23 protein-coding genes are annotated in these 24,505 nt (G+C 49.3%); 16 read left to right on the forward strand and 7 right to left on the reverse strand.

Features of this window, described 5'->3' with window-relative positions; all coding sequences use genetic code 11:
• Positions 1 to 49: 49 nt before the first annotated feature.
• Positions 50 to 991 carry a LysR family transcriptional regulator gene (locus RN22_RS03375; RefSeq protein WP_046303082.1) on the reverse strand — a complete coding sequence of 314 codons (942 nt, stop codon included), beginning with the start codon at positions 989 to 991 and terminating at the stop codon, positions 50 to 52.
• A gap of 323 nt (positions 992 to 1,314) precedes the next feature.
• On the opposite strand from RN22_RS03375, the gene tusA reads away from it, so the two are divergent.
• Entirely contained in the window at positions 1,315 to 1,560 is a 246-nt protein-coding gene (tusA, locus tag RN22_RS03380; RefSeq protein ID WP_046303100.1) for a sulfurtransferase TusA, read from the forward strand.
• A gap of 63 nt (positions 1,561 to 1,623) precedes the next feature.
• On the opposite strand, the gene RN22_RS03385 is transcribed toward tusA, so the two are convergent.
• Both RN22_RS03385 and RN22_RS03390 read right to left on the reverse strand, forming a co-directional pair.
• Positions 1,624 to 1,887, reverse strand: coding sequence for a hypothetical protein (locus tag RN22_RS03385; RefSeq protein WP_046303083.1), 264 nt, complete (start codon positions 1,885 to 1,887; stop codon positions 1,624 to 1,626).
• A 100-nt stretch (positions 1,888 to 1,987) separates the two neighbouring features.
• Positions 1,988 to 2,545: a TMEM165/GDT1 family protein gene (locus RN22_RS03390; RefSeq protein ID WP_002540771.1), complete on the reverse strand. Its 558-nt coding sequence runs from the start codon at positions 2,543 to 2,545 to the stop codon at positions 1,988 to 1,990.
• Between the two features lie 361 nt (positions 2,546 to 2,906).
• Here RN22_RS03390 and glyQ point away from each other — a divergent pair, with 361 nt between their 5' ends.
• From glyQ to RN22_RS24950, 5 genes are all read left to right on the forward strand, one after another.
• The gene (gene glyQ / locus RN22_RS03395; protein WP_046303084.1) at positions 2,907 to 3,824 is read left to right on the forward strand and encodes a glycine--tRNA ligase subunit alpha; all 918 of its coding nucleotides are present in this window, start codon (positions 2,907 to 2,909) and stop codon (positions 3,822 to 3,824) included.
• A 1-nt stretch (position 3,825) separates the two neighbouring features.
• Entirely contained in the window at positions 3,826 to 5,892 is a 2,067-nt protein-coding gene (gene glyS / locus RN22_RS03400) for a glycine--tRNA ligase subunit beta (protein ID WP_046303085.1), read from the forward strand.
• A 321-nt stretch (positions 5,893 to 6,213) separates the two neighbouring features.
• Entirely contained in the window at positions 6,214 to 7,464 is a 1,251-nt protein-coding gene (locus RN22_RS03405) for a valine--pyruvate transaminase (protein WP_082111346.1), read from the forward strand.
• A gap of 174 nt (positions 7,465 to 7,638) precedes the next feature.
• Positions 7,639 to 8,103, forward strand: coding sequence for an alpha/beta hydrolase (locus RN22_RS24450; protein ID WP_052737482.1), 465 nt, complete (start codon positions 7,639 to 7,641; stop codon positions 8,101 to 8,103).
• Between the two features lie 6 nt (positions 8,104 to 8,109).
• On the forward strand, positions 8,110 to 8,526 hold the full coding sequence (locus RN22_RS24950) for a hypothetical protein (RefSeq protein WP_156168160.1): 417 nt from the start codon (positions 8,110 to 8,112) through the stop codon (positions 8,524 to 8,526).
• Between the two features lie 100 nt (positions 8,527 to 8,626).
• Here RN22_RS24950 and gyrB read toward each other — a convergent pair whose 3' ends face one another.
• Genes gyrB through dnaA form a run of 4 tightly spaced genes read right to left on the reverse strand, consistent with a single transcriptional unit; the run spans position 8,627 to position 14,630 of the window.
• Positions 8,627 to 11,044: a DNA topoisomerase (ATP-hydrolyzing) subunit B gene (gyrB, locus tag RN22_RS03415; RefSeq protein WP_002540779.1), complete on the reverse strand. Its 2,418-nt coding sequence runs from the start codon at positions 11,042 to 11,044 to the stop codon at positions 8,627 to 8,629.
• Positions 11,045 to 11,064: 20 nt separating this feature from the next.
• Positions 11,065 to 12,141, reverse strand: coding sequence for a DNA replication/repair protein RecF (gene recF / locus RN22_RS03420; protein ID WP_046303086.1), 1,077 nt, complete (start codon positions 12,139 to 12,141; stop codon positions 11,065 to 11,067).
• A 1-nt stretch (position 12,142) separates the two neighbouring features.
• Positions 12,143 to 13,243 (reverse strand): DNA polymerase III subunit beta, encoded by a 1,101-nt coding sequence (dnaN, locus tag RN22_RS03425; RefSeq protein WP_046303087.1) that lies wholly within the window; start codon positions 13,241 to 13,243, stop codon positions 12,143 to 12,145.
• Between the two features lies 1 nt (position 13,244).
• Positions 13,245 to 14,630 carry a chromosomal replication initiator protein DnaA gene (gene dnaA / locus RN22_RS03430; RefSeq protein WP_002540782.1) on the reverse strand — a complete coding sequence of 462 codons (1,386 nt, stop codon included), beginning with the start codon at positions 14,628 to 14,630 and terminating at the stop codon, positions 13,245 to 13,247.
• A 550-nt stretch (positions 14,631 to 15,180) separates the two neighbouring features.
• Between dnaA and rpmH the strand changes: the two genes are divergently transcribed.
• From rpmH to RN22_RS03475, 10 genes are all read left to right on the forward strand, one after another.
• Positions 15,181 to 15,315, forward strand: coding sequence for a 50S ribosomal protein L34 (gene rpmH, locus RN22_RS03435; protein ID WP_002540783.1), 135 nt, complete (start codon positions 15,181 to 15,183; stop codon positions 15,313 to 15,315).
• Between the two features lie 13 nt (positions 15,316 to 15,328).
• Positions 15,329 to 15,688: a ribonuclease P protein component gene (gene rnpA, locus RN22_RS03440; protein ID WP_039850324.1), complete on the forward strand. Its 360-nt coding sequence runs from the start codon at positions 15,329 to 15,331 to the stop codon at positions 15,686 to 15,688.
• Positions 15,652 to 15,912: a membrane protein insertion efficiency factor YidD gene (gene yidD, locus RN22_RS24620; RefSeq protein ID WP_082111347.1), complete on the forward strand. Its 261-nt coding sequence runs from the start codon at positions 15,652 to 15,654 to the stop codon at positions 15,910 to 15,912. The genes rnpA and yidD overlap by 37 nt, the downstream gene beginning before the upstream one ends.
• A 2-nt stretch (positions 15,913 to 15,914) precedes the next feature.
• Entirely contained in the window at positions 15,915 to 17,534 is a 1,620-nt protein-coding gene (yidC, locus tag RN22_RS03445) for a membrane protein insertase YidC (RefSeq protein ID WP_046303088.1), read from the forward strand.
• A gap of 120 nt (positions 17,535 to 17,654) precedes the next feature.
• Positions 17,655 to 19,019: a tRNA uridine-5-carboxymethylaminomethyl(34) synthesis GTPase MnmE gene (mnmE, locus tag RN22_RS03450; RefSeq protein WP_046303089.1), complete on the forward strand. Its 1,365-nt coding sequence runs from the start codon at positions 17,655 to 17,657 to the stop codon at positions 19,017 to 19,019.
• Between the two features lie 91 nt (positions 19,020 to 19,110).
• Complete coding sequence (locus RN22_RS03455) at positions 19,111 to 20,238, forward strand: GGDEF domain-containing protein (protein ID WP_231590837.1); 1,128 nt, start codon at positions 19,111 to 19,113, stop codon at positions 20,236 to 20,238.
• 65 nt (positions 20,239 to 20,303) lie between these two features.
• The gene (mioC, locus tag RN22_RS03460; protein WP_046303090.1) at positions 20,304 to 20,750 is read left to right on the forward strand and encodes an FMN-binding protein MioC; all 447 of its coding nucleotides are present in this window, start codon (positions 20,304 to 20,306) and stop codon (positions 20,748 to 20,750) included.
• A 418-nt stretch (positions 20,751 to 21,168) separates the two neighbouring features.
• Positions 21,169 to 23,058, forward strand: a complete 1,890-nt coding sequence (gene mnmG / locus RN22_RS03465) for a tRNA uridine-5-carboxymethylaminomethyl(34) synthesis enzyme MnmG (RefSeq protein ID WP_046303091.1) — start codon at positions 21,169 to 21,171, stop codon at positions 23,056 to 23,058.
• 45 nt (positions 23,059 to 23,103) lie between these two features.
• Positions 23,104 to 23,679, forward strand: coding sequence for a 16S rRNA (guanine(527)-N(7))-methyltransferase RsmG (rsmG, locus tag RN22_RS03470; protein WP_205744013.1), 576 nt, complete (start codon positions 23,104 to 23,106; stop codon positions 23,677 to 23,679).
• A gap of 22 nt (positions 23,680 to 23,701) precedes the next feature.
• Positions 23,702 to 24,496 (forward strand): ParA family protein, encoded by a 795-nt coding sequence (locus tag RN22_RS03475; protein ID WP_046303093.1) that lies wholly within the window; start codon positions 23,702 to 23,704, stop codon positions 24,494 to 24,496.
• Positions 24,497 to 24,505 lie beyond the last annotated feature (9 nt).

Genomic DNA, 24,505 nt, shown 5'->3' on the forward strand with positions numbered 1-24,505 from the left:
AATTCACATGCATTAAGCCTATCGGCTCCGTTTTTTTTGTTTGATAGGGTCAAACAAACCCCATGTCTTTAATCCGTGTATCGATAAGACGGCTACACTCTTCTTTAATCAGGTTTCGAAGCCATACCTGCGCCGCGGAGTGCTCCGTCCTTGGGTGCCAAATCAGGGAATAATCAAACGGCTTAAATTCGAACGGCAATGGCTTAATCACCAAATCGTATTTTTCACCCACGAGATACGCCAAGTCCGCAGGAACGGTAATGATAAGTGGCAGGCTATCCAGCATCGCTACCGCGGCTTCCAGGTGATAAGCACGCAATGCCAGTTTCGGCTCTGGATGTCCACGTAACGCTTCATCAATCAGCGCTTTCACGCCATCACTGATAGCAATCACTGCATGTGGGTAAGCCAGGTAGTCTTCGAGCGTCAGCGCTTTATCGGCCAAGGGATGATGTTTTGACACCATGCAGAATACGCTCACCAGTCCCAACCTGTCAGACTGAAGCGGGTCAACCGGACCGGTTGGGCGGCAAATCGCCATATCGCACCCTTCCGAGGTCAGCTGACGCATTAACTGGTCATGCTGCAAAGGGGCGAACTCCAGAGACAAACCCGGCGCTTCCTCATAAATACGCGGCAATGCAAATGGCAAAATGGTTTGCATGGCGTAATCAGTCGTCGCGATCTTAAAAGACTGCTCACACTTGGCCGGATCAAATTCTTCAGGCGAAAGGACATGACGAAGTGTATCTAGTGGCGCTGTCAGTTGAGTATTCAACTCCAAGGCTCTTTGGGTTGGGATCAGCTGTTGTCCGTGCCGGGTAAACAAGGGATCGCCCGTAAGGCTTCTCAATCGTCCCAGAACCCTACTCATCGCTGACTGGCTAAGGCTTAAACGGATAGCCGCTTTACTCACGCTACCTTCTTCCAGCAGCACACGAAGCGCGATTAGCAGGTTTAGGTCGCGGCGGTAGATATCTTCAAGTTCCATAACATGCCCAAAGAGTGGTAACGTTGCCATTATAAGCATGCCGGTCACCGATAAAGGTGATTAAGAAAGGCGTTTATTGATATTTGGCGAACGCCAGATAAAAAAAATCCCGCATTAAAGCGGGGAAGCCCAAGAAAACTGGGTGTGAGTGTAGTCGATGAGTGAGTTAGCCTAGCTGTTTCGCCATGTTCACGTTCGTTTGAACATCATTCGTTAACAACTTGTTAATTAAGTTACACATGTTTTTTACAAAACCAACCCCTGTTGAATATTTAGTCTTCATAAGTATGATCGGGTCGACGTTTTCAATGTGATAAATGCAGATGAGTTCAGAATTTGAAAATCCGGATCACTTTTTAGACGCAGAAGGCCTGCGTTGTCCGGAACCAGTCATGATGGTAAGAAAAACAATCCGCAACATGGCGGAGGGTGAAACCTTACTGGTGACGGCGGACGATCCGTCAACGACACGCGATATCCCAAGTTTCTGCCGTTTCATGGACCACACCCTTGTTGCCCATGAGTCAGAAACCAGCCCATTCCGCTACCTGATCAAGAAAGGTCTTTGATCTTCTGAACAGATAAACGAGCGGAAATGAAAAAGGCAGCCAAGGCTGCCTTTTTCGTGTCTGTCAGTAATCTGATGCTTGCTCAACGTCGTTCACTTTCCGCCTCAGCGTGGCGTTTTCATGCTCCAGTTCCCGCATGGTCTTTTTCATTGGTAATACGTAGCGCACTCTCACCATAGCATCAATCGATAAGTAAGTGGTTACTATTGCACCAACCACCATAGGAAGCCACATATCAGTTAACACCATTCCAAGAATATTCAGCGCAAGTGCAAAGTGGAACAGCCACATCTGGCTTTTAGGGCTGATCGCCAGAAACCTGTCCATAACACGCTCCTTAATCACGATGACACTAACGCCAAACTACCATGGAACCGTCGGAGAGGTTGCTGATGAAATCACACATTCAGGCGTCTGGTTATATTTCTTATCGCATAAAGAAAGTGCCGATCGCGAGTACCGCAAACAACCCTGCCGTCACATACCGTACAACGTTCAATGGCAATGCATTTGCAGCCTTGTGACCCAGCAATACCACCGGGACATTGGCCAGCAGCATACCGATGGTCGTACCAATAATGACCATGGTCAGCGCTTCAGCATTTTGAGCACCGAGTACAGTCGTTGCCACCTGAGTTTTGTCGCCAATTTCTGCAATAAAGAAGGCGATGAAACTCGCCACAAACGGGCCCCGGTTTGACACACTTTCTTCATCATCGAGTTTATCAGGGATCAGCACCCAAACAGCCATCACCGCAAAGCTGACGATCAGCACCCAACGCAAGACTTCTTCGGTAAGATAATCAGCAACAACCACACCTAGCCAGGCAGCAACCGCATGGTTAAGGATTGTGGCGAAAAAGATAGCAAGAATAATAGGCACTGGCTTTCGGTATCGACTGGCCAGTAACAGGGAAAGGAGTTGGGTTTTATCACCAATTTCTGCCAACGCAACGGTGGCAATGGATATCGCTAACACGCTCATTATTGTCTTCCAGGGCGAGGATTATTATTCGAAAACCATGACAACCCACGCGCCCCGCCCGGTTCGCGTAAAGTGTCATTGGTCTCGTCAAACCCACTATCGTGTGTCGCCATTACCATGAAGATTGAGCTTCAAATATGTTGATAATGGCCTCGCTGGCGCGAGAGACTACTCCCCAAGAGCGAGCGCATTTTAGCCTCAACGCCTGACGGAATACAACCTCTGCCCGTTTTACCTTTCGACCCCGCTCGCCACCTTTGAAACCAAAGGACAAAAAACCGCCATTACCCCTACTTATCCCAAGCCTTGCGCGCTATAATCGCGTGTTATTTTCACTTCATTAAATCGCGCGAACCTGACGATGCAAAAATTCGACGTTAAAACTTTTCAGGGCATGATCCTCGCGCTGCAGGATTACTGGGCCCAACAAGGTTGTACCATTGTACAACCGCTCGACATGGAGGTAGGTGCAGGCACCTCTCACCCAATGACTTGTCTGCGTGCAATTGGTCCAGAGCCAATCGCAGCAGCTTACGTTCAGCCTTCTCGTCGTCCAACTGACGGCCGTTACGGTGAAAACCCTAACCGTCTGCAACACTACTACCAGTTCCAGACCATCCTGAAGCCGTCTCCAGACAACATTCAGGAACTGTATCTTGGTTCGCTGCGTGTGCTGGGTATTGACCCTGAAGTTCATGACATCCGCTTCGTAGAAGACAACTGGGAAAACCCGACACTGGGTGCTTGGGGTCTTGGCTGGGAAGTTTGGCTGAACGGCATGGAAGTCACCCAATTTACTTACTTCCAACAAGTAGGTGGTCTTGAGTGTAAGCCTGTTACCGGCGAAATCACTTACGGCATCGAACGTTTGGCGATGTACATCCAGGCCGTCGATTCAGTTTACGATCTGGTATGGACTGATGGCCCATTCGGTAAAGTGACTTATGGCGATATCTTCCACCAAAACGAAGTGGAGCAATCGACCTACAACTTCGAATACGCTGACGTAGACTTCCTATTCACTTACTTCGACCAGTGCGAGAAAGAGTGTAAGTCTCTTCTCGAGCTTGAGAAGCCTCTGCCATTGCCAGCGTATGAGCGCATCCTGAAAGCAGGTCATGCATTTAACCTGCTGGACGCACGCAAAGCTATCTCAGTGACCGAGCGTCAACGCTACATCCTGCGTATCCGCAACCTGACCAAGTCAGTTGCTGAAGCGTACTACGCATCCCGTGAAGCTCTAGGCTTCCCAATGTGTAAAAAGGGTGAGGAGAAGTAAGATGGCGAACAATTTCCTGATTGAGCTGGGTACTGAAGAGCTACCACCAACGCAACTTCGTACACTGGCAGAAGCATTTGCAGCAAACTTTGAGCAAGAGCTGAAAGACGCTGAACTGACCCACGAAGGTATAGTTTGGTACGCAACCCCTCGTCGTCTGGCACTGAAAGTCACTTCGCTGGCTGACCAACAAGCTGACAAGATGGTTGAGAAACGTGGTCCTGCCATTTCTGCTGCTTTTGACGCAGACGGCAACCCAACCAAAGCCGCACAAGGTTGGGCGCGTGGTTGTGGTATCGATGTATCAGAAGCCGATCGTATGGTGACTGATAAAGGTGAATGGCTGCTGTTCAAGCAAGAAGTTAAAGGCCAGAACACCAAAGACATCGTTGTTGCACTGGCTGACAAAGCGCTGGCGAATCTGCCAATCGCGAAGCCAATGCGCTGGGGTGACAAAGATACCCTGTTCATCCGTCCGGTGAAGACCCTGACTATCCTGCTGGGTGACGAGCTGATTGAAGGCACCATCATGGGTGTTGATTCAGCGCGTACCATTCGTGGTCACCGTTTTATGGGCGAAGCGGAATTTACCATCGACAATGCTGACCAATATCCAGCGATTCTGGAAGAGCGCGGTAAAGTCATTGCCGATTACGAAGCACGTAAAGCCACTATCATCGCTGATGCCCAAAAGGCAGCAGAGCTGGTTGGCGGTATTGCTGATCTGGAAGATGACCTGGTTGAGGAAGTCACCTCTCTGGTTGAGTGGCCAGTGGTACTGACTGCAACCTTCGAAGAGAAGTTCCTGAAGGTTCCTTCAGAAGCCTTGGTTTACACCATGAAAGGCGACCAGAAGTACTTCCCTGTTTACAGCGAAGACAAGCAGCTTCTGCCTAACTTCATCTTCGTATCAAACATCGAATCGAAGGAACCTCGCCACGTTATCGAAGGTAACGAAAAAGTGGTTCGCCCTCGTCTGGCGGATGCAGAGTTCTTCTTCGACACCGACCGTAAGCGTCCTTTGATTGACCGTCTGCCAAAGCTGGAAACGGCTATTTTCCAAAAGCAGTTGGGTACCATCAAAGACAAGACAGACCGCATCACTGAGCTTGCCGGCTACATTGCTGACAAAATTGGTGCTGATGTCGAAAAAGCAAAACGTGCAGGCCTTCTGGCGAAATGCGACCTGATGACCTCCATGGTTTTCGAATTCACCGAAACTCAGGGCGTGATGGGTATGCACTACGCGCGTCATGATGGCGAAGCAGAAGACGTTGCCGTTGCACTGAACGAGCAATACATGCCGCGTTTCGCAGGTGATGAACTGCCAGGTAATGGTGTTTCTTCAGCACTGGCGATGGCAGACAAGCTGGATACCATCGTAGGTATCTTCGGTATTGGTCAGGCACCAAAAGGTTCTGACCCATTCGCGCTGCGTCGTGCTTCTCTGGGTGTACTTCGCATCATCGTTGAGTACGGTTACGATCTGGATCTGACCGATCTGATTGCCAAAGCCAAATCGCTGTTCGGCGACCGTCTGACTAACGATAAGGTTGAAGCTGACGTTATCGAATTCATGCTGGGTCGTTTCCGTGCATGGTATCAGGACGAAGGCCATAGCGTAGATGCCATCCAAGCCGTACTTGCGATGAACCCTACCCAACCGGCTGATTTCGACAAACGCGTGAAAGCTGTAACGCACTTCCGTTCACTGGATGCCGCCGAGTCTCTGGCAGCAGCAAACAAGCGTGTAGGTAACATCCTGGCGAAATACGACGGCGAATTGTCTTACACCATCAACAGTGAGCTGTTGGTTGAAGATGCAGAGAAGGCGTTGGCAGAGAAAGTCACCACAATGGTTGAAACGCTGAAGCCTGTCTTTGCAGCCGGTGATTACCAAGCTGCACTGACCCAATTGGCAGACCTGCGCGAACCTGTTGATACCTTCTTCGACAACGTGATGGTAATGGCTGAAGACGAAGCGCTGAAAGCGAACCGTCTGGCATTGCTCAATACCCTGCGTGGCCAGTTTATGAATGTTGCAGATATCTCTCTGCTTCAGAAATAAGCTCGGCAAGAAAAGTTAATCAAGAGCCCCGTTTGAACGGGGCTTTTTTGTATCTATAAAATTGTCTTTCCACCAGCCTCATTCACAGCCTCTACAGCGATGTCTTCGATTCTATCTAATCTAAAATTTTCAGTATGTTTCACGTGGAACATTTCTCGAAACGCTTACTAACTCCCTCTCTTCCCTTATCTAAAACGACAGCTTTTCCGCCGTCCGCTACATGTTAAAAAGAAAGCAGAAATTGCATTCATTTTGTGCAATGAATCAGTTATGGTTTGTCGACTAACCTGAAGGAACAAAGGATTAAATAGGTTTCGCGCTATGCAGTTTTCTAAGTTTGGAAATAAGTTTTCTCAGCATTCCGGCATCACACAGTTGATGGACGATCTCAATGACGGACTAAGAAACCCGGATGCCATTATGCTTGGTGGTGGCAACCCAGCGGCGATTCCTGAAATGCTTGAGCATTTCGAAGACTTGAGTAGACGGATGCTAGATGATGGCTCTCTTGTCGCAGCACTCTCTAACTATGATGGACCACAAGGTAAGACTGCGTTCATCGCAGCGCTGGCTGAGATGTTGAATAAGACATTTGGATGGCAGGTGACATCTAAAAACATCATGCTGACCAATGGCAGTCAGTGCGCCTTCTTTTATCTCTTCAACCTTTTCGGCGGGCAGTATGATGACGGCAGGTTTAAGAAGATCCTCCTGCCTTTAACACCTGAGTATATTGGTTACGCCGATTCGGGTTTAGACCCTGATATCTTTACCAGCTTCAAACCGACTATCGCGCATCTGGATAACCGCCAGTTTAAATACCATGTAGATTTTGATGCGCTGGAAATTGATGAGTCAGTTGCGGCTATTTGTGCCTCACGACCAACAAACCCAACCGGAAACGTCCTTACTGATGAAGAGATCGCAAAGCTTGATAAGCTGGCACGAGCGAACAATATTCCCCTCATCATCGACAATGCTTATGGCGTCCCCTTCCCTAACATCATCTTCGAAGATGTGAAGCCTTTCTGGAATGAGAACACTATCCTGTGTTCAAGCTTATCAAAGTTAGGTTTACCAGGTGTACGCTGCGGCATCATCATTGCGCAGGAAGAGATTATCACTGCCCTATCCAACATCAATGGAATTGTCAGCTTGTCACCTTGTGGTGTTGGCCCTGCACTCGCACTTGAGATGATTAAAACCGGCGACTTACTGTCGCTCAGTGAAACTGTCATTAAGCCTTTCTATCAGAAGAAAGCCAAACGTAGCATCGAGCTTCTTCAAAAAGCGATTCCTGATGAGCGATTCAAAATCCACAAACCAGAAGGTGCTATCTTCCTTTGGCTTTGGTTTGAGGGGCTACCCATCAGCACCAAAGAACTTTACCAGCGCCTAAAGCAACGCGGTTTACTGATAGTACCTGGCGAGTACTTCTTTATAGGTTCAGAGCTGGATTGGGACCATACCCGTGAGTGCCTAAGAATGAACTATGTTCAGGATGACGACGCCATTGCGCGGGGTATCGAGATACTTAAAGAGGAAGTGGAAAAGGCTTACGCTGAGTCTTAATTCTCCACCAAAGGTTCCACGTGAAACATCGCCCAGTTGGTAAATCGACTGGGCTTCTTTGTGCTCATCTTATAATTGGACTCACTAATCTGCTCACAAACAGCAAAACGTGTTCTTTAGTCATTTGAATTTAACCGCTAGTGTTTCACGTGAAACACCGATTGGGAGGATTCAATGACAGTGAATAAAGCAAATTGTGTGGCAGAAACTGATGTTAAAGTTGGAGTTCTGACAGGAACTTTAGTCGAACCAGAATCCTCTCAACAGGGCAAAACAGTGTATTTGATCATTGCCGGAAGTGGACCTACGGATAGAGATGGTAATCAACAATCGATAATAACGGACACGTACAAAAAGCTCGCTCGAGGCCTTTCTCACCACAACATCGTTTCATACCGCTATGACAAAAGAGGTGTCGGTGAAAGTAAGGTACACGGGTTAAAAGAAGAAAACCTCACCATTGATACCTATATTAACGACGCTGTTTACGTGATTGACTGGCTGCGAAAAAAATATCCAACATCTAAAGTGGGTGTCATTGGTCATAGTGAAGGTGGGCTCATCGGTCTGGCTGCAGGACTGAAAACAGACATTGATACGCTTGTGCTCATCGCTACACCGGGTCGCACAATAGACTAAATCATATTGGAACAACTTTCAGCGCGCGCTCCCCAACTTGTTAATGAAGGCGAAGCCATTATCGATGCATTAAAACAAGGTGAAAATGTCACTCACATCAGCGAGAGCCTCTTTCCGTTATTTAGACCATCAGTCCAGCCTTATATGAATTCCTTACTGAGACAGGATCCCTGTTCTCTACTATCTCAAAGAAAGGGTAAGACTCTCATTGTTCAAGGAGAGCGTGATTTACAAGTGACAAAAGAAGATGCGCTTGCACTTTATGCGGATAACGAAAAACAAGTGGCCCTGAGATTAGTCGGTTCCATGAATCACGTTCTGGTGGAAGTAAACGATAACCTAGAAGATAACTTGGCGTCTTATCAGAATCCTTCTTTAGCCATTCATGAAGAATTGATAGACAGTATTATTGAACACACTTAAAGCCTTAAAATTCAAAAACTTAAATAAACACATCACGCTACGTAAAAAAAACGCCGCTAATGCGGCGTTAGGTACTCAGATTTTACGTAGAATCACGTGGTTACACATCGAGGTTGGCAACCTTCAGGGCATTATCTTCGATAAACGCACGACGTGGCTCAACGTGATCACCCATCAATGTCGTGAAGAGCTCATCTGCTGCTACTGCATCCTGAATGGTCACGCGCATCATACGACGTGATTCTGGGTCCATGGTGGTTTCCCAAAGTTGATCAGGGTTCATCTCACCCAGACCTTTGTAGCGCTGACGGCTAAGACCACGGTTAGACTCTTTAATCAACCAAGCCAATGCATCTGCAAAGCTCTTAACAGGTTGCTTACGCTCACCACGTTGAATGTATGCAGTATCATCCAGAAGACCATCAAGTGCTTCTGCCAGATCAGCAATACGTCCGTACTCTTTTGAGTTCAGCAGGTCGTAGCTGATGAGATACTCATGATCGACGCCGTGGGTACGAACAATCAGTTCTGGTTGGTAAGCCTGATGCTCCTCATCAAACTTCACCTCAGCACGGTACTGGCTTTCACCGGTCGAGTTCTTATTCAGAACATCCACCAGCGTATCAATCCAGGCGCGTACTTCACCCTCATTGCTCAGCGTATCTACACTCAGGCGCGGTTGGTAAACCAGCTCGTTGAGCATCGCGTATGGGTAACGACGGTTCATGCGCTTAATCAGCTTCATTACACCGTTGTACTGCTTAACAAGCTCTTCTAACGCCAAACCATTGAGTGCAGGTGCATCTTGGTTAACGAAGAGCGAAGCGTTTTCCAGCGCGATAGATACCTGGTATTGCTCCATCGCTTCATCATCTTTGATGTATTGCTCTTGCTTACCTTTCTTCACTTTGTAAAGCGGTGGCTGAGCGATGTAGACATAACCACGCTCAATCAGCTCAGGCATTTGACGATAGAAGAAGGTCAACAGCAGCGTACGAATGTGCGAGCCGTCGACGTCCGCATCGGTCATGATGATGATGCTGTGGTAACGCAGCTTGTCAGGGTTGTACTCGTCGCGGCCAATACCACAACCTAGTGCAGTGATCAGCGTGGCAACTTCCTGAGAAGAAAGCATCTTGTCGAAACGCGCTTTCTCAACGTTCAGGATTTTACCTTTCAGTGGCAGGATAGCCTGGTTCTTACGGTTACGACCCTGCTTCGCGGAACCGCCCGCAGAGTCACCCTCCACAATGTAGAGTTCAGACAGTGCAGGATCTTTTTCCTGACAGTCTGCAAGCTTGCCTGGAAGGCCAGCCAAATCCAGTGCGCCTTTACGACGGGTCATTTCACGTGCTTTACGTGCCGCTTCACGCGCACGCGCCGCATCAATGATTTTGCTACAAACGATCTTCGAGTCTTGTGGGTTCTCAATCAGGAACTCAGACAGTTTCTCGTTCATTGCTGACTCTACCGCAGACTTCACTTCTGAAGAAACCAGTTTGTCTTTAGTCTGGCTTGAGAATTTCGGATCCGGCACTTTCACAGACACAACGGCAGTCAAACCTTCACGGGCATCGTCGCCAGAAGTCGCTGCTTTAGCTTTCTTCGAATACCCTTCTTTGTCCATGAAAGAGTTCAGCGTACGGGTCAGAGCTGCTCGGAAACCAGCAAGGTGTGTACCGCCATCACGCTGAGGAATGTTGTTGGTGAAACAGTAAATGTTTTCCTGGAAACCATCGTTCCATTGCATTGACACTTCTACCGACACACCGTCTTCGCGTTCATGTTCAAAGTGGAACACAGTTGGGTGAATAGGTGTTTTGTTGCGGTTGAGGTGCTCTACGAATGCGCGGATACCACCTTCATACATGAAGTGGTCTTGTTTGTTCTCTTCGCGTTCGTCAATCAGCTTGATTGAAACGCCTGAGTTCAGGAATGACAGCTCACGCAGGCGCTTGGCCAGAATGTCGTAATGGAACGTAGTGTCAGAGAAGGTCTCGTCACTTGGCCAGAAGCGGATACGGGTACCGGTTTCGTCAGTATCACCAATCGCTTCCAGAGGCTGCTCAGGCACACCCATTTTGTAGATTTGCTGGTGGATGTTGCCGTGACGCCAGATGGTCAACTCAAGCTTCTCAGACAGGGCGTTTACCACCGAAACACCTACACCGTGAAGACCACCGGAGACTTTGTACGAGTTGTCATCGAACTTACCACCGGCATGAAGTACCGTCATGATAACTTCGGCTGCTGATACACCCTCTTCTTCGTGGATGTCGACAGGAATACCACGACCGTCATCTTTTACAGATACCGAACCGTCTTCATGGATGGTGACCACGATGTCATTACAGTGACCAGCGAGAGCTTCATCGATAGAGTTATCGACCACCTCAAAGACCATGTGGTGCAGACCGGTACCGTCGTCAGTATCACCGATGTACATCCCCGGACGCTTTCGTACTGCATCCAGACCCTTGAGTACCTTGATACTCGATGAATCGTAATTGTTGGACATTGAGTTACTCTCGCTTAATTTTATTCTGCGGCTATTTTACCGTTTTCCACATGAAACATCTTACTATTTTCGTCGCACATTTCAGCGACCTGATCGGCACTAATGGCACTTACAAATACCTGCGCGCCTGTGGCTTTTAACTGCTCAGCCAATAGCGCCCGTCGTTGGCTATCCAACTCGGACGCAAAGTCATCTATCAAGTAGATGCATTGCTTTTGTTTGTCTTCGGTCAATTGTTGGCCCTGTGCTAAACGAAGGGCACAAACCATCAACTTTAACTGCCCACGGGAAAGTACATCTTCCACCGGGGTGCCGCCCACGCGAAGGCGAAGATCTGCCTTGTGAGGACCACTGACCGTGTACCCGAGTTGCTGATCGCGTAAAAAGTTCTCGCGCAACAACTCGGCGTAATCTGACTCTTTATCCCAACCACGTGTGTAGTTGAGTTTGATTTCATACTCAGGCAGAAACGCTTCGCATAGCTTGGAAGCACGCTCTGAGAGCTTTTCAATGTAGTCTTTACGCCACTGGTCAATTTGGTTGGCCAAAGGCGCTAATTCCGCATCCCAGTAACTAAGCTCACGGTAGCAACGCGCTGATTTCATCAGCGCATTGCGTTGCTTGGTAAGCCGTTTTACCCTAGACCACGCGGGGTAAAACTGGGGTTCCACGTGGAACACACCCCAATCGATAAATGCGCGGCGGAATTTAGGACCACCGGTTAACAGCTCAAACCCTTCCGGGGTAATCAGCTGCATCGGCAAGACTTCGGCAAGCTGCACCAGCTTCTGCCCTTTTTCCTCACCAATTTTCACTTCTGTCGAACCGTCGCGGTTTTTCTGGAGTCCTACTGGTAGTAAGGACTCACCTGCTTGCACGCGACCATGTACAACTAATCTGTCTTGCTGGTGTCGGATCACCCTTCCGGTCAGCTGGCTTCGAAACGAACGGCCATGCCCCAGATAGTAAACCGCCTCCAACACGCTGGTTTTTCCACTGCCGTTAGGCCCTACAAGAAAATTGAAGCCTGATGACAGGCTAAGGTCACAGGCTTCAATATTTCTCAAATCATGGATAGAGAGTCGGGATAGCGCCATATTAAAGACGAATAGGCATCACGACGTACATGGCGTCATCATTGCTGACATCTTCTACCAGTGTACTCGCAGTACCATCGGTCATCGAAAAACGCACTTGCTCGCACTTAAGCGTATTCAATACATCCAGCACGTAACTGACGTTAAACCCGATTTCCAAGTCTTCGCCATCGTAATTGACGTCAACAAACTCTTCCGCTTCTTCCTGCTCAGGGTTGTGCGCAGAAATACGAAGCTGACCTGAGCTCAGGTTCAAGCGCACACCACGGAATTTCTCATTCGACAAAATCGCTGCACGTGAGAATGCCTGACGCAGCTCGTCACAATCCGCTTCCATGATTTTGTTGGAAGATTGCGGCATAACACGGCGGTAATCAGGGAATCGACCATCCACCAGCTTAGAGGTGAACACAAACTGGTTCACCTGAGCCCGGATGTTGGCACTGCCAATCTGGATGGTCACTGGCGCTTCTGGGTTATCCAGCATACGCATCAATTCAGTCACGCCTTTACGTGGCACAATCACTTGCTGGCCAGCCAGTTCGTTATCGAGCGCAGTCGTACCTACCGCCATACGGTGACCGTCTGTGGCCACAGAGCGAAGTGTGGTGCCATCAGTCTCCAGCAACATACCGTTCAGGAAATAACGGACATCCTGGTTGGCCATGGAGAATGCAGTGCTTTCAATCAATTGGCGAAGCTTGCCTTGTGGCACCGTGAATTCCACGTTGCTCTGCCAATCTTCGATATTCGGGAAATCGGCCGCTGGCAATGTCGACAAAGTAAAACGGCTGCGGCCTGAACGGATAACCGCGCGATCACCTTCGAGCGTAAAACTGATAGGTGCGCTGTCTGGCAGACCACGGCAAATATCTAAAAACTTACGAGATGGAACGGTCACTGCCCCATCTTCTGCTTCACTTTCCAGCGGCAGATTAGCAATCAGCTCAACTTCCAAATCCGTACAGGTCATGGAAAGTTGTCCGAACTCTACTTTCAGCAGGATATTGCCAAGAATAGGCAGCGTAGGTCGTCCCCCTAATGCACCAGACACCTGCTGCAGGGGTTTCAAGAATTGGTCACGGGTAACTGTAAATTTCATATTAAGACGACAAAGTCCGGATCAGGTTGGAATAATCTTCTTTTATATCGTGGCTCTCTTCGCGCAGCTGTTCAATCTTTCGGCATGCGTGAAGTACCGTAGTATGATCGCGGCCACCAAATGCGTCGCCAATCTCCGGCAAACTGTGGTTGGTCAACTCTTTTGACAGTGCCATCGCCACCTGGCGTGGACGTGCCACAGAGCGGCTGCGACGTTTCGACAATAGGTCCGCCATTTTGATTTTGTAATACTCGGCGACGGTTTTCTGGATGTTGTCGATGGTAACCAGTTTTTCCTGAAGCGCCAGCAAATCACGCAGGGCTTCGCGGACAAAATCGATGGTGATAGCACGGCCGGTGAAGTTAGCATTCGCTATCACGCGGTTCAGCGCCCCTTCAAGCTCTCGAACATTTGAGCGCAGACGTTTAGCGATAAAGAACGCTACTTCGTCTGGCAGGCGAATATTATGGTCTTCCGCCTTTTTCATCAAAATCGCCACGCGGGTTTCAAGCTCTGGTGGCTCGATAGCAACGGTCAAACCCCAGCCAAAACGGGATTTGAGACGATCTTCCACACCGCTGATCTCTTTTGGATAACGGTCAGAGGTGAGGATGATTTGTTGGTTACCTTCCAAGAGCGCATTGAAGGTGTGGAAGAACTCTTCCTGTGAGCGCTCTTTGTTAGCGAAGAATTGGATGTCATCGATAAGCAGCGCATCAACACTACGGTAGTAGCGCTTAAACTCTTCAATCTGGTTGTTCTGCAGCGCTTTAACCATGTCCTGAACAAAACGTTCAGAATGCATGTACACCACGCGCGCATCGGTTTTGCGATCAGAAATCGCATTACCCACAGCGTGCAACAAGTGGGTTTTACCCAAACCGGTGCCGCCGTAAAGGAAAAGTGGGTTGTATGCAGCGCCTGGGTTATCTGCCACCTGACGAGCTGCAGCCAAAGCGAGTTGGTTCGACTTACCTTCAACGAAGTTAGTGAACTTGTGCTTGGGATTCACGTTAGAGCGGTGATTCACATCTGATTGCACAGGAGAAGGTGCAGGTTCCCAGGTACGACCAACAGGTTTAGCGGCGGGCGCAACAGGAGCTGGAGCTGCAGGCTGGCTTGGCGGCGCCACCGGGGCAACCGGCTTACTGCCAACTTCAAAGCGCAGCACAGGCAAGTCGTTACCGCAAAACTCATTCAGTAACTGATTGATGCTATTTAGGTATTTGTCGCGAACCCAATCCAGTACAAAACGGTTTGGCGCAAACAAAGTCAGGGTATTGTCATTTAACTCCGCCTGAAGCGGTCGAACCCACATGCTGAATTCTGTTGCAGGAAGGTCCTCTTGAAGGCGCTGAAGGCACTGCAACCAAAGCGAAGATGACACGTCTGACTCCACACTTATTTATTAATGAAAAGGGAACTAAGTTTATACTTGTACGAGGAGGATCGCTAGCGAAGAGATCCTTTTTGCAGTGAATAAGATCTAAGTTATACACACAGATCGCACATTTAGTTTGCAGATCGGCACAGCTAACCCCCCACTTACTCACAGAATTATCCGATTTTGGCTCAAAAATCCGATGTTCCGATCACAGTGTTGACTCCCCCACTCCACAAAACGTCACGGGTGATCGATGTTCTTAAAAAATTCACCCTGATCAAATTTACACACCCTATACTGGATTATCCCTGACGATCGCACATGAAATACACAAGCAAAAGTGGATAAGATCGGCAAAGGATCCTTGCGCTTGACAGGCGACCACGTATAATTGCGCGCCCTGAGAGATTCGGATTGAAACCACCTGTGGTTTTAACATTGACTATAAGTCAGTCAGTGATTACAATCCGCCCTCTTTGTTGAGAGGCGTCGGACTTTTGTCCCACGTCGGGTTAACAAACCTAAAAACTGATCAGTAATTAAGGTAGAAACCATGAAACGCACTTTTCAACCTTCAGTTCTAAAGCGTAAGCGCACTCACGGTTTCCGTGCGCGCATGGCAACTAAGAACGGTCGTAAGGTTATCGCCGCTCGCCGTGCGAAAGGCCGTAGCAAGCTTTCAAAATAATCCTTAGCGATTTGTGAATAAGCTAGCTTTTTCTCGGGAGTTACGTCTGTTAACTCCCGAACATTTCAACTTCGTCTTCCAGCAACCTCACCGCGCTGGCTCTCCACACTTAACCATTCTTGCTCGAAACAACAAACTTGGACGCCCACGTCTAGGCCAAGCTGTTCCAAAAAAACAGATCAAACTTGCCGTTGACCGAAATCGCTTTAAACGTCTGGTACGTGAAAGTTTTCGTCTCAACCAGCACTCGCTGATGGCAAAAGATTATGTTGTGATAGCAAAGAAAAGTGCGAATGAGCTCAGTAACGAAGAACTGAGTCAGCTGCTTGATAAGTTATGGCAACGTTTGTCTCGACCGCCGCGAAAAAAATAGTCACTGGACTGTTTCGCGGGTATCAACTCTTCATCAGCCCACTTCTGGGGCCCCGATGTCGCTTCACGCCGACATGCTCCCAATACGCCATAGAAGCGGTCAACCGTCACGGTGTGATAAAAGGGTGTTGGTTCGCCAGCAAACGTTTATTAAAATGCCACCCTCTTAATCATGGTGGGTACGATCCTGTACCCCCGCGTCATCCTAAAAATCGAGACAATTAACAATGGATTCTCAACGCAATATCCTGTTGATTGCCCTAATGTTTGTATCCTTCATGTTGTATCTCAACTGGACGGAAGCAACCAACCCTCAACCACAGGGCCAGGGCGTAACACAGCAAGCACAACACAGTGGTGATGTACCTGCCAGCTCAGATGCGTCTCAGCCTCTGACGCAGGACGCAGTTTCAAACAAGCTGATCACCATCAAAAGTGACGTGCTGAATTTGACCGTTGACACACAAGGCGGTGACATTCTTCGCGCTGAACTGAACAACTACGACGCAGAGTTCGACTCTGTCGACAAGTTCGTGATGCTCAAAAACCAGCCTGATCACGTATTCGTTGCTCAAAGCGGCCTGATTGGCCCTGATGGTATCGATACCCTGGATGGCCGTGCACAGTTCTCTGCAAACGGCACCGACTTTGTGATGGCTGATGGCCAGGACGAGTTGCGTGTTCCTCTGACGCTGGTGAAAGACGGCATTACCTTCACCAAAACCTTTGTACTGAAACGCGACAACTACGCGGTTGACGTTGACTACACAGTAGACAACCAAAGCGGCAAAGCAGCAACAGTACAAATGTATGCGCAGCTAAAACAAAATCTACTGGATGACGGCGGCAGCCTGACCATGCCTACCTACCGCGGTGGCGTGTACTCGGCTGACGATGCGAAATACGAGAAATACAGCTTTGACGATATGAAGGACAGAAACCTGAACCTGACTATCGCCAATCAAGGTTGGGCAGGCATGATGCAACACTACTTTGTTGCAGCCTGGATCCCGCATTCAGAAGGTGAAGCGAACCTGTATACCCGCACCAGCAATGGCCAAGGCTTTATCGGTGTACGTTACCCAACCACCACAGTTGCAGCAGGTTCAACGGCACAACTGGACGCGACCCTGTGGGTAGGTCCTAAACTTCAGGACAAAATGGCTGAAGTAGCACCTAACCTGAACCTTACCGTCGACTACGGCTGGCTGTGGTTTATCGCGAGCCCACTGCACTGGTTGCTGTCAACCATTCACGGTTTCGTGGGTAACTGGGGTGTGGCAATCATCATCCTTACCTTCATCGTTCGTGGTGTGATGTACCCGCTGACCAAAGCGCAATACACTTCGATGGCGAAAATGCGCATGCTGCAGCCAAAACTGGCAGAAATGCGTGAGCGTATTGGCGATGACCGCCAGCGCATGAGCCAGGAAATGATGGAGCTGTATAAGAAAGAGAAAGTGAACCCGCTGGGCGGCTGTTTACCTCTGCTTCTACAAATGCCTATCTTCATCGCACTTTACTGGGCGCTGATGGAATCAGTAGAACTGCGCCACGCGCCGTTCATGCTGTGGATTCAAGACTTGTCTGCACCGGATCCATACTATGTGCTGCCACTGCTGATGGGTTTTTCTATGTTCCTCATCCAGAAGATGAGCCCAAGCACTATCACCGATCCAATGCAGCAGAAGATCATGAACTTCATGCCAGTGATGTTCACCGTGTTCTTCCTTTGGTTCCCAGCAGGTCTGGTACTGTACTGGTTGGTGTCGAACGTTGTGACCCTTATCCAGCAGACCATGATTTACCGTGCGCTGGAGAAAAAAGGCCTTCACAGCCGCACTTAATCGCACTGAATACTGACAAGGCGGCCAACTGGCCGCCTTTCTTCTTTCTGAAGACGCGACATGCGGTCAGGTAAAATTGGTATACACTAAGCAACGTTTTCAAACCGCAGGTAAAGTTTCATGATTCACTCAGACACCATTGTTGCTCAGGCGACACCACCGGGACGCGGTGGTGTGGGCATCATTCGCGTATCCGGCCCCAAAGCCAAAGAAGTTGCCCTGGCGGTCACCGGACGTGAACTTCCGATGCGTCGCGCCGAATACCTGCCGTTTAACGATGAACAGGGCAACGCCCTCGATCAAGGAATTGCCTTGTACTTCCAGGCGCCAAATTCATTCACCGGTGAAGATGTGCTGGAACTTCAAGGTCATGGCGGCCCAGTCATCATGGATATGCTGATCAAGCGCATTGTGGATATCGATGGTGTTCGCACTGCCCGTCCGGGCGAGTTTTCCGAACGTGCCTTTTTGAATGACAAACTCGATCTCGCGCAAGCAGAAGCGATTGCCGACTTGATTGATGCCAGCTCAGAGCAAGCGGCGAAAAGCGCGCTGCAAAGCCTTCAGGGGGCGTTTTCGGGCAAAGTTAATACGCTGGTGGAAGCGCTGATCCATCTGCGCATCTACGTGGAAGCGGCGATAGATTTCCCGGATGAGGAAATCGATTTTCTCTCTGACGGTAAAGTCGCCGCCGATCTCGACAACATCATCAACTCGCTGGATGACGTGCGTAAAGCAGCCAACCAAGGCGCTATCATGCGTGAAGGCATGAAAGTGGTGATCGCCGGCCGTCCGAATGCGGGTAAATCCAGTCTGCTCAATGCCCTTTCCGGTAAAGAAAGCGCCATTGTGACCGACATCGCCGGCACCACCCGTGATGTGCTCCGTGAGCATATCCACATTGATGGCATGCCGCTGCACATCATCGACACAGCAGGCTTGCGTGACGCCTCAGACGAGGTGGAACGTATCGGTATTGAACGTGCCTGGGATGAAATCGCTCAGGCAGACCGCGTGCTCTTTATGGTGGATGGCACCACTACTGATGCGACATCACCGGAAGAAATCTGGCCGGAGTTTATCGACCGCCTGCCAGAAAATATCGGTATGACGGTTATCCGCAACAAGGCAGACATGACAGGTGAAACCCTGGGGATTTGCCATGCCAGTCAGCCTACCCTTATTCGTTTAAGCGCGAAGACAGGAGCAGGTGTTGATGCCCTGCGTGAGCACCTGAAAGCCTGTATGGGCTTCTCTGGCGCGACAGAGGGTGGCTTTATGGCCCGTCGCCGCCACTTGGAAGCACTGGATGCAGCCGCCCGACACCTCGATATCGGGAAAGAGCAGCTTGAGGGTTACATGGCCGGAGAGATCCTCGCTGAAGAGCTCCGCATTGCCCAGCAGCATCTTGCAGAGATCACCGGTGAATTCAGCTCAGACGATCTGCTTGGCCGGATCTTCAGCTCATTCTGTATCGGTAAATAAATACATTGCCGCCTTCGGGCGGCTTGTTTCCCGCCTAAATGTCCCGCTTTTGCTACACTTGAAAACATCTTTCATAGATTCAGCCAAAGCGATGATCAACAGCCTCAACCCCATTCTTAATCTGGGGATAACACGCTGCGACAAGCTCCATGTGCATCACCTCCGAATGGTGAATTTGCTCACCTGTCTGTGTGCGAGTGGTACCTTGTTGTTCTCAGCACTTTTCTGGTTCGCCTTTGGTAGTGCTACCGCAGCCCTTTTGAACGGCCTGTTTGCCATACTGTACCTGGTCGCTTTTCTGCTGACCCGGGAAGGTGTTTTGTGGATGGCTAAGTATTGGATATTCATTACTTTCTTCCTCCAACAACTCTTCCTCCCTCTGTTTGTGTTGTCCGCCAACTTTGAAACTGAACTGCTGTTGCTGGTGGTTCCCACCGCTGTTGTTCTGGTGTTTGATCCGAACGAACGCCTGCCCCGCTATGGGTTGTCACTTATCGCCATTTTTCTGCTTTTTCTGGCTAAAACGGTTCCGTCAGCCGATCCTGTACTGGCACTCACAGACACCAATGCACGGGCAGCATACCTGTGTGTCATTCTGATTCTGGTGCTTGCATCAGTCGCGTTGACCGATTTCTATATGGTGGATCTTCACAGCATTGATGAATCTTCCCGAAAACTGGTTCACGAGGATCTTTTAACTGAAACCTCCAACAGCCAAAGTCTCTATAACCAGGCCGATGAACTTTTCTTTCAAGCGCAACGGCGCGGGGAGCCGCTGTCGGTCGTCGCTATTAATCTCGATGACTTCCGGCAAATCAACGAAATGCACGGAAGACAAACAGGCGATCAAGTGCTTATCCATGTTGCAGAACTTCTGCGCGAACAACTCCCGCCAGCCACGCCTATTGGCCGTTTGTACGCCGACAACTTCGCTATCTTACTGAGAAATACACCTTCAAGTGACGCAATGCGTGTGGCCGAACAACTGAAACTGGCCATTGGACGCAGTGTGGTTCTGCTGGATAACACCGCGGTTAAACGCACTGCAAGCCTGGGAGTAACCACATCAAATGATGGCTGCCTTGTTGGTTTTCAGCTGATAGATACGGCAATTCATGCTGTTGCCAATGCAAAAAAGCGAGGCAAGAACAAGATACAAACCTTATCACCCAAAGGGTTTAATGCCCTTTACCGAAGTGAGCACTACCAGCCCAACTGACTTGACGCAGCAGTGACCGTCACTCAATACTAACGGCCATTGATAAACCGTTAGAGAACAAACTTATGAGTGAACTAACCCTGATCACCGGCAGTACATTGGGCGGCGCAGAGTACGTGGGCGATCACCTCTCTGATCTTCTGGAACAAGAAGGCATCAAAGTGAATGTGATCAATGAAGCAGAGCCTGATGACGTCGCGAATGCCTCCAGCCTTCTCCTTATCACATCAACCCATGGTGCCGGAGACTATCCGGATAACCTCGCGCCAGCGATGGAAGCCCTGAAAAACACGACACCTGATTTGAGTGCCCTAAAGTATGCCGTGATCGCAATCGGCGACTCCAGTTACGACACGTTTTGTGGCGCAGGTATTCAGGCAGATGAACTATTGAAAAGCCTGGGAGCACAGTCTCTGGCCCCCCGATTAGAGATTGATATTCTTGAGCAGCCTTTGCCTGAAGAAGCGGCTGAAGCATGGTTATCCCAGCACAAATCGGTATTTTGTGAATAAAATGACGCGTCGACCATAAAAACTTTATTCAAAAGTGTGACCTTTGCTTTGTGGATAACTATAGATCTAAACGGTGATCAACTTATAGTTATCCAAATAACAACTTTCCTCTCTTTCCCCACCTGTTGATAACATACCATTTTGATCCCAAGAAGTACCAGAATAGATCCAAGCAAACACACAGAAAACGATCTTCCATAAACGCATGATCATGTTGATCATTTATCAGTTATCCACAAAGATCGTCTTCCCTAATAAGAGATCAAAATAAAGATCTATATAAAGATCTTTATATATTTTAAGAGACAGACCCTCGATCAAAGATCACACTTTTGGTTCTCTCCGTTTCTGAAAAGCGGTAGAATGATCCTCTTTTGCTAAACCAACCGATCAACACATTCCTTATTGAGGTCACACCATGTTTTACCAGGATAACTTTGATGTCATCGTTGTTGGTGGTGGTCATGCAGGTACGGAAGCCGCACTGGCCGCTGCACGTATGGGTCAGCAAACCCTTCTGCTGACACACAACATCGATACATTGGGGCAAATGTCATGTAACCCTGCCATTGGCGGGATCGGAAAAGGACATCTGGTGAAAGAAGTCGACGCACTAGGCGGCCTGATGGCGCGTGCGATTGACAAAGGTGGTATTCAATTCCGTACCCTGAATGCATCGAAAGGCCCTGCTGTACGTGCTACCCGAGCACAGGCTGACCGTGCGCTGTACAAAGCGGCGGTCCGTGAGGCATTGGAAAACCAGCCAAATCTGATGTTGTTCCAACAAGCAGTGAATGACCTGATCGTTGAACAGGATCAAGTCGTTGGCGTTGTGACCGAAATGGGCCTGAAATTCCGTGCCCGATCGGTGGTGTTGACCGTAGGTACGTTCCTCGGCGGAAAAATCCACATTGGTCTTGAGAATTATTCCGGTGGCCGGGCCGGCGATCCCCCTTCGATCGCGCTGGCTGATCGCCTCCGTGAATTGCCGTTTCGCGTTGACCGCCTGAAAACAGGCACACCGCCGCGTATTGATGCCCGCACTGTCGATTTCAGTGTGATGCAAACCCAGCATGGTGACGATCCACGTCCTGTGTTTTCTTTCATGGGTGATGTGTCTGAGCATCCGCGTCAGGTGCCGTGTTACATCACTTACACCAATGAGAAAACCCATGATGTGATCCGCCATAATCTGGATCGCAGCCCCATGTATGCAGGTGTGATTGAAGGTATTGGCCCGCGTTACTGCCCGTCTATCGAAGACAAGGTGATGCGCTTTGCGGACAAAGATAAACACCAGATTTTCGTTGAGCCTGAAGGCTTGACGACCAACGAACTCTACCCGAATGGGATCTCCACCAGCCTGCCATTTGACGTGCAGATGGGGATCATCAGTTCGATCAAAGGCTTCGAGAACGCACGTGTGATCCGCCCAGGTTATGCGATCGAGTATGATTTCTTCGATCCGCGCGATCTGAAGCAAACCTTTGAAACCAAATTTATCAAAGGCTTATTCTTCGCGGGTCAGATTAATGGCACCACTGGCTATGAAGAAGCGGCAGCACAAGGCTTGCTCGCAGGCACAAACGCAGCATTGTTTGCTCAGGACAAGGAGGGCTGGTGTCCTCGTCGCGATCAAGCTTACATGGGCGTATTGATTGACGATTTGTCGACCATGGGTACCAAAGAACCGTACCGTATGTTCACTTCCCGCGCTGAATACCGCTTATTGCTTCGTGAAGACAACGCGGATATGCGTTTGACTGAAACCGGTCGCGAGCTCGGTTTGGTGGACGATGAGCGCTGGACCCGTTTCAACCAGAAACTGGAAAACATGGAACAGGAAGCACAGCGTCTTCGCAGTGCCTGGATCCACCCAACTTCAGAACATGCTGAAGCATTGAACGCGATCCTGAAAACGCCATTGTCCCGTGAGGCAAACGGCGAAGAACTATTGCGTCGTCCGGAAGTGACGTACAACGATCTGGTGAAAATTCCAACATTCTCACCAGCGCACGAAGACATTCAAGCGTCTGAGCAGGTAGAAATTCAGGTCAAGTACGCAGGTTATATCGACCGCCAGAAAGACGAGATTGAAAAATCTATCCGCCACGAAAATACCCATTTGCCGATCGAGCTGGATTATTCCCAAATCAAAGGCTTGTCGAACGAGGTGGTGGCGAAACTGAAAGACAGCCGTCCAGAGACCATTGGCAAGGCGTCACGCATTTCCGGTATCACGCCTGCAGCGATCTCTATCCTGCTGGTGCATCTGAAAAAACAAGGCATGCTGAAAAAAGGGGCCTGAGTTTCTGTGAAACAACGTCTAGCACAACTGATTGAACAGGCAGGGATGAACATCCCTGCTGAGCAACAAGCCCAACTGATTGGCTATGTTGAAATGCTCCACAAGTGGAACAAAGCGTACAACCTGACATCGGTGCGCGATCCAAACGAAATGATCGTCAAACACATCATGGACAGTATCGTGGTGAGTCAGCACCTCGATGGCCAAAGTTACATCGATGTGGGGACGGGGCCTGGATTACCGGGGATCCCGCTTGCAATCATCAACCCGGAAAAATCCTTCACGCTGCTCGATAGCCTGGGTAAGCGCATTCGCTTCATCCGTCAGGTGCTGCATGAGCTGAAAATTACCAATGTTACGGCTGTGCAGAGCCGCGTCGAAGATTTCCAGCCTGAACAGGGATTTGATGGCGTATTAAGCCGAGCCTTTGCGTCCATGAGCGACATGGTGAACTGGTGTCATCACCTCCCTTCACCACAAGGTCAGTTCCTCGCTCTCAAGGGACAAGTGGATCAAGTCGAAATTGACGAACTTCCTGCCGGATGTTCTGTGACAGATATCAAACCTTTGACTGTTCCAGGATTGGAAGGTCAACGTCATCTAGTAATCTTGGCTAGATAGGATTATTAGGCGAGGTCGTCTTGTGGGAAAAGTCATTGCTGTTGCAAACCAAAAGGGAGGCGTTGGTAAAACAACGACCTGTATCAACTTGGCTGCGTCGCTGGCAGCGACTCAGCGTAAGGTATTGGTGATTGACCTAGACCCACAGGGCAACGCAACAATGGCCAGTGGTGTGGATAAATACGATGTTCATGCCACCGCTTACGATTTGTTGGTTGAAGAGACCCCGTTTAACGATGTGGTGGTGACAGAGACCACAGGCGGTTATCACCTGATAGCGGCCAATGGTGATGTCACCGCAGCAGAAATCAAACTCATGGAAGTGTTTGCCCGCGAAGTGAGGCTGCGCAACGCATTAGCCGACATTCGTGAAAACTATGATTTCATCTTCATTGATTGTCCCCCTTCTCTTAACCTTCTTACAATCAATGCCATGACGGCGGCAAATTCCGTACTGGTGCCAATGCAGTGTGAATACTTTGCATTGGAAGGCCTGACCGCACTGATGGACACCATCAGTAAGCTTGCAAGCGTAGTGAACGCTGACTTGCATGTGGAAGGCTTGCTCAGAACCATGTACGATCCGCGAAATCGTCTGGCGACAGAAGTGTCTGAACAGATCAAAAAACACTTTGGAGACAAGGTCTACCGTACTGTTATCCCGCGTAATGTCCGTTTGGCAGAAGCGCCGAGTCACGGCAAACCAGCCATGTACTACGACAAATATTCCAGCGGTGCCAAGTCATATCTGGCATTAGCGGGTGAAATATTGCGACGGGAAGAGCAGGCCAAACAGGCCGTTGCCAACGCGTCTTAAAGGAACGTG

The organism is Grimontia sp. AD028, assembly GCF_000973155.1.
GTDB classification, from domain to species: Bacteria; Pseudomonadota; Gammaproteobacteria; order Enterobacterales; family Vibrionaceae; genus Enterovibrio; species Enterovibrio indicus.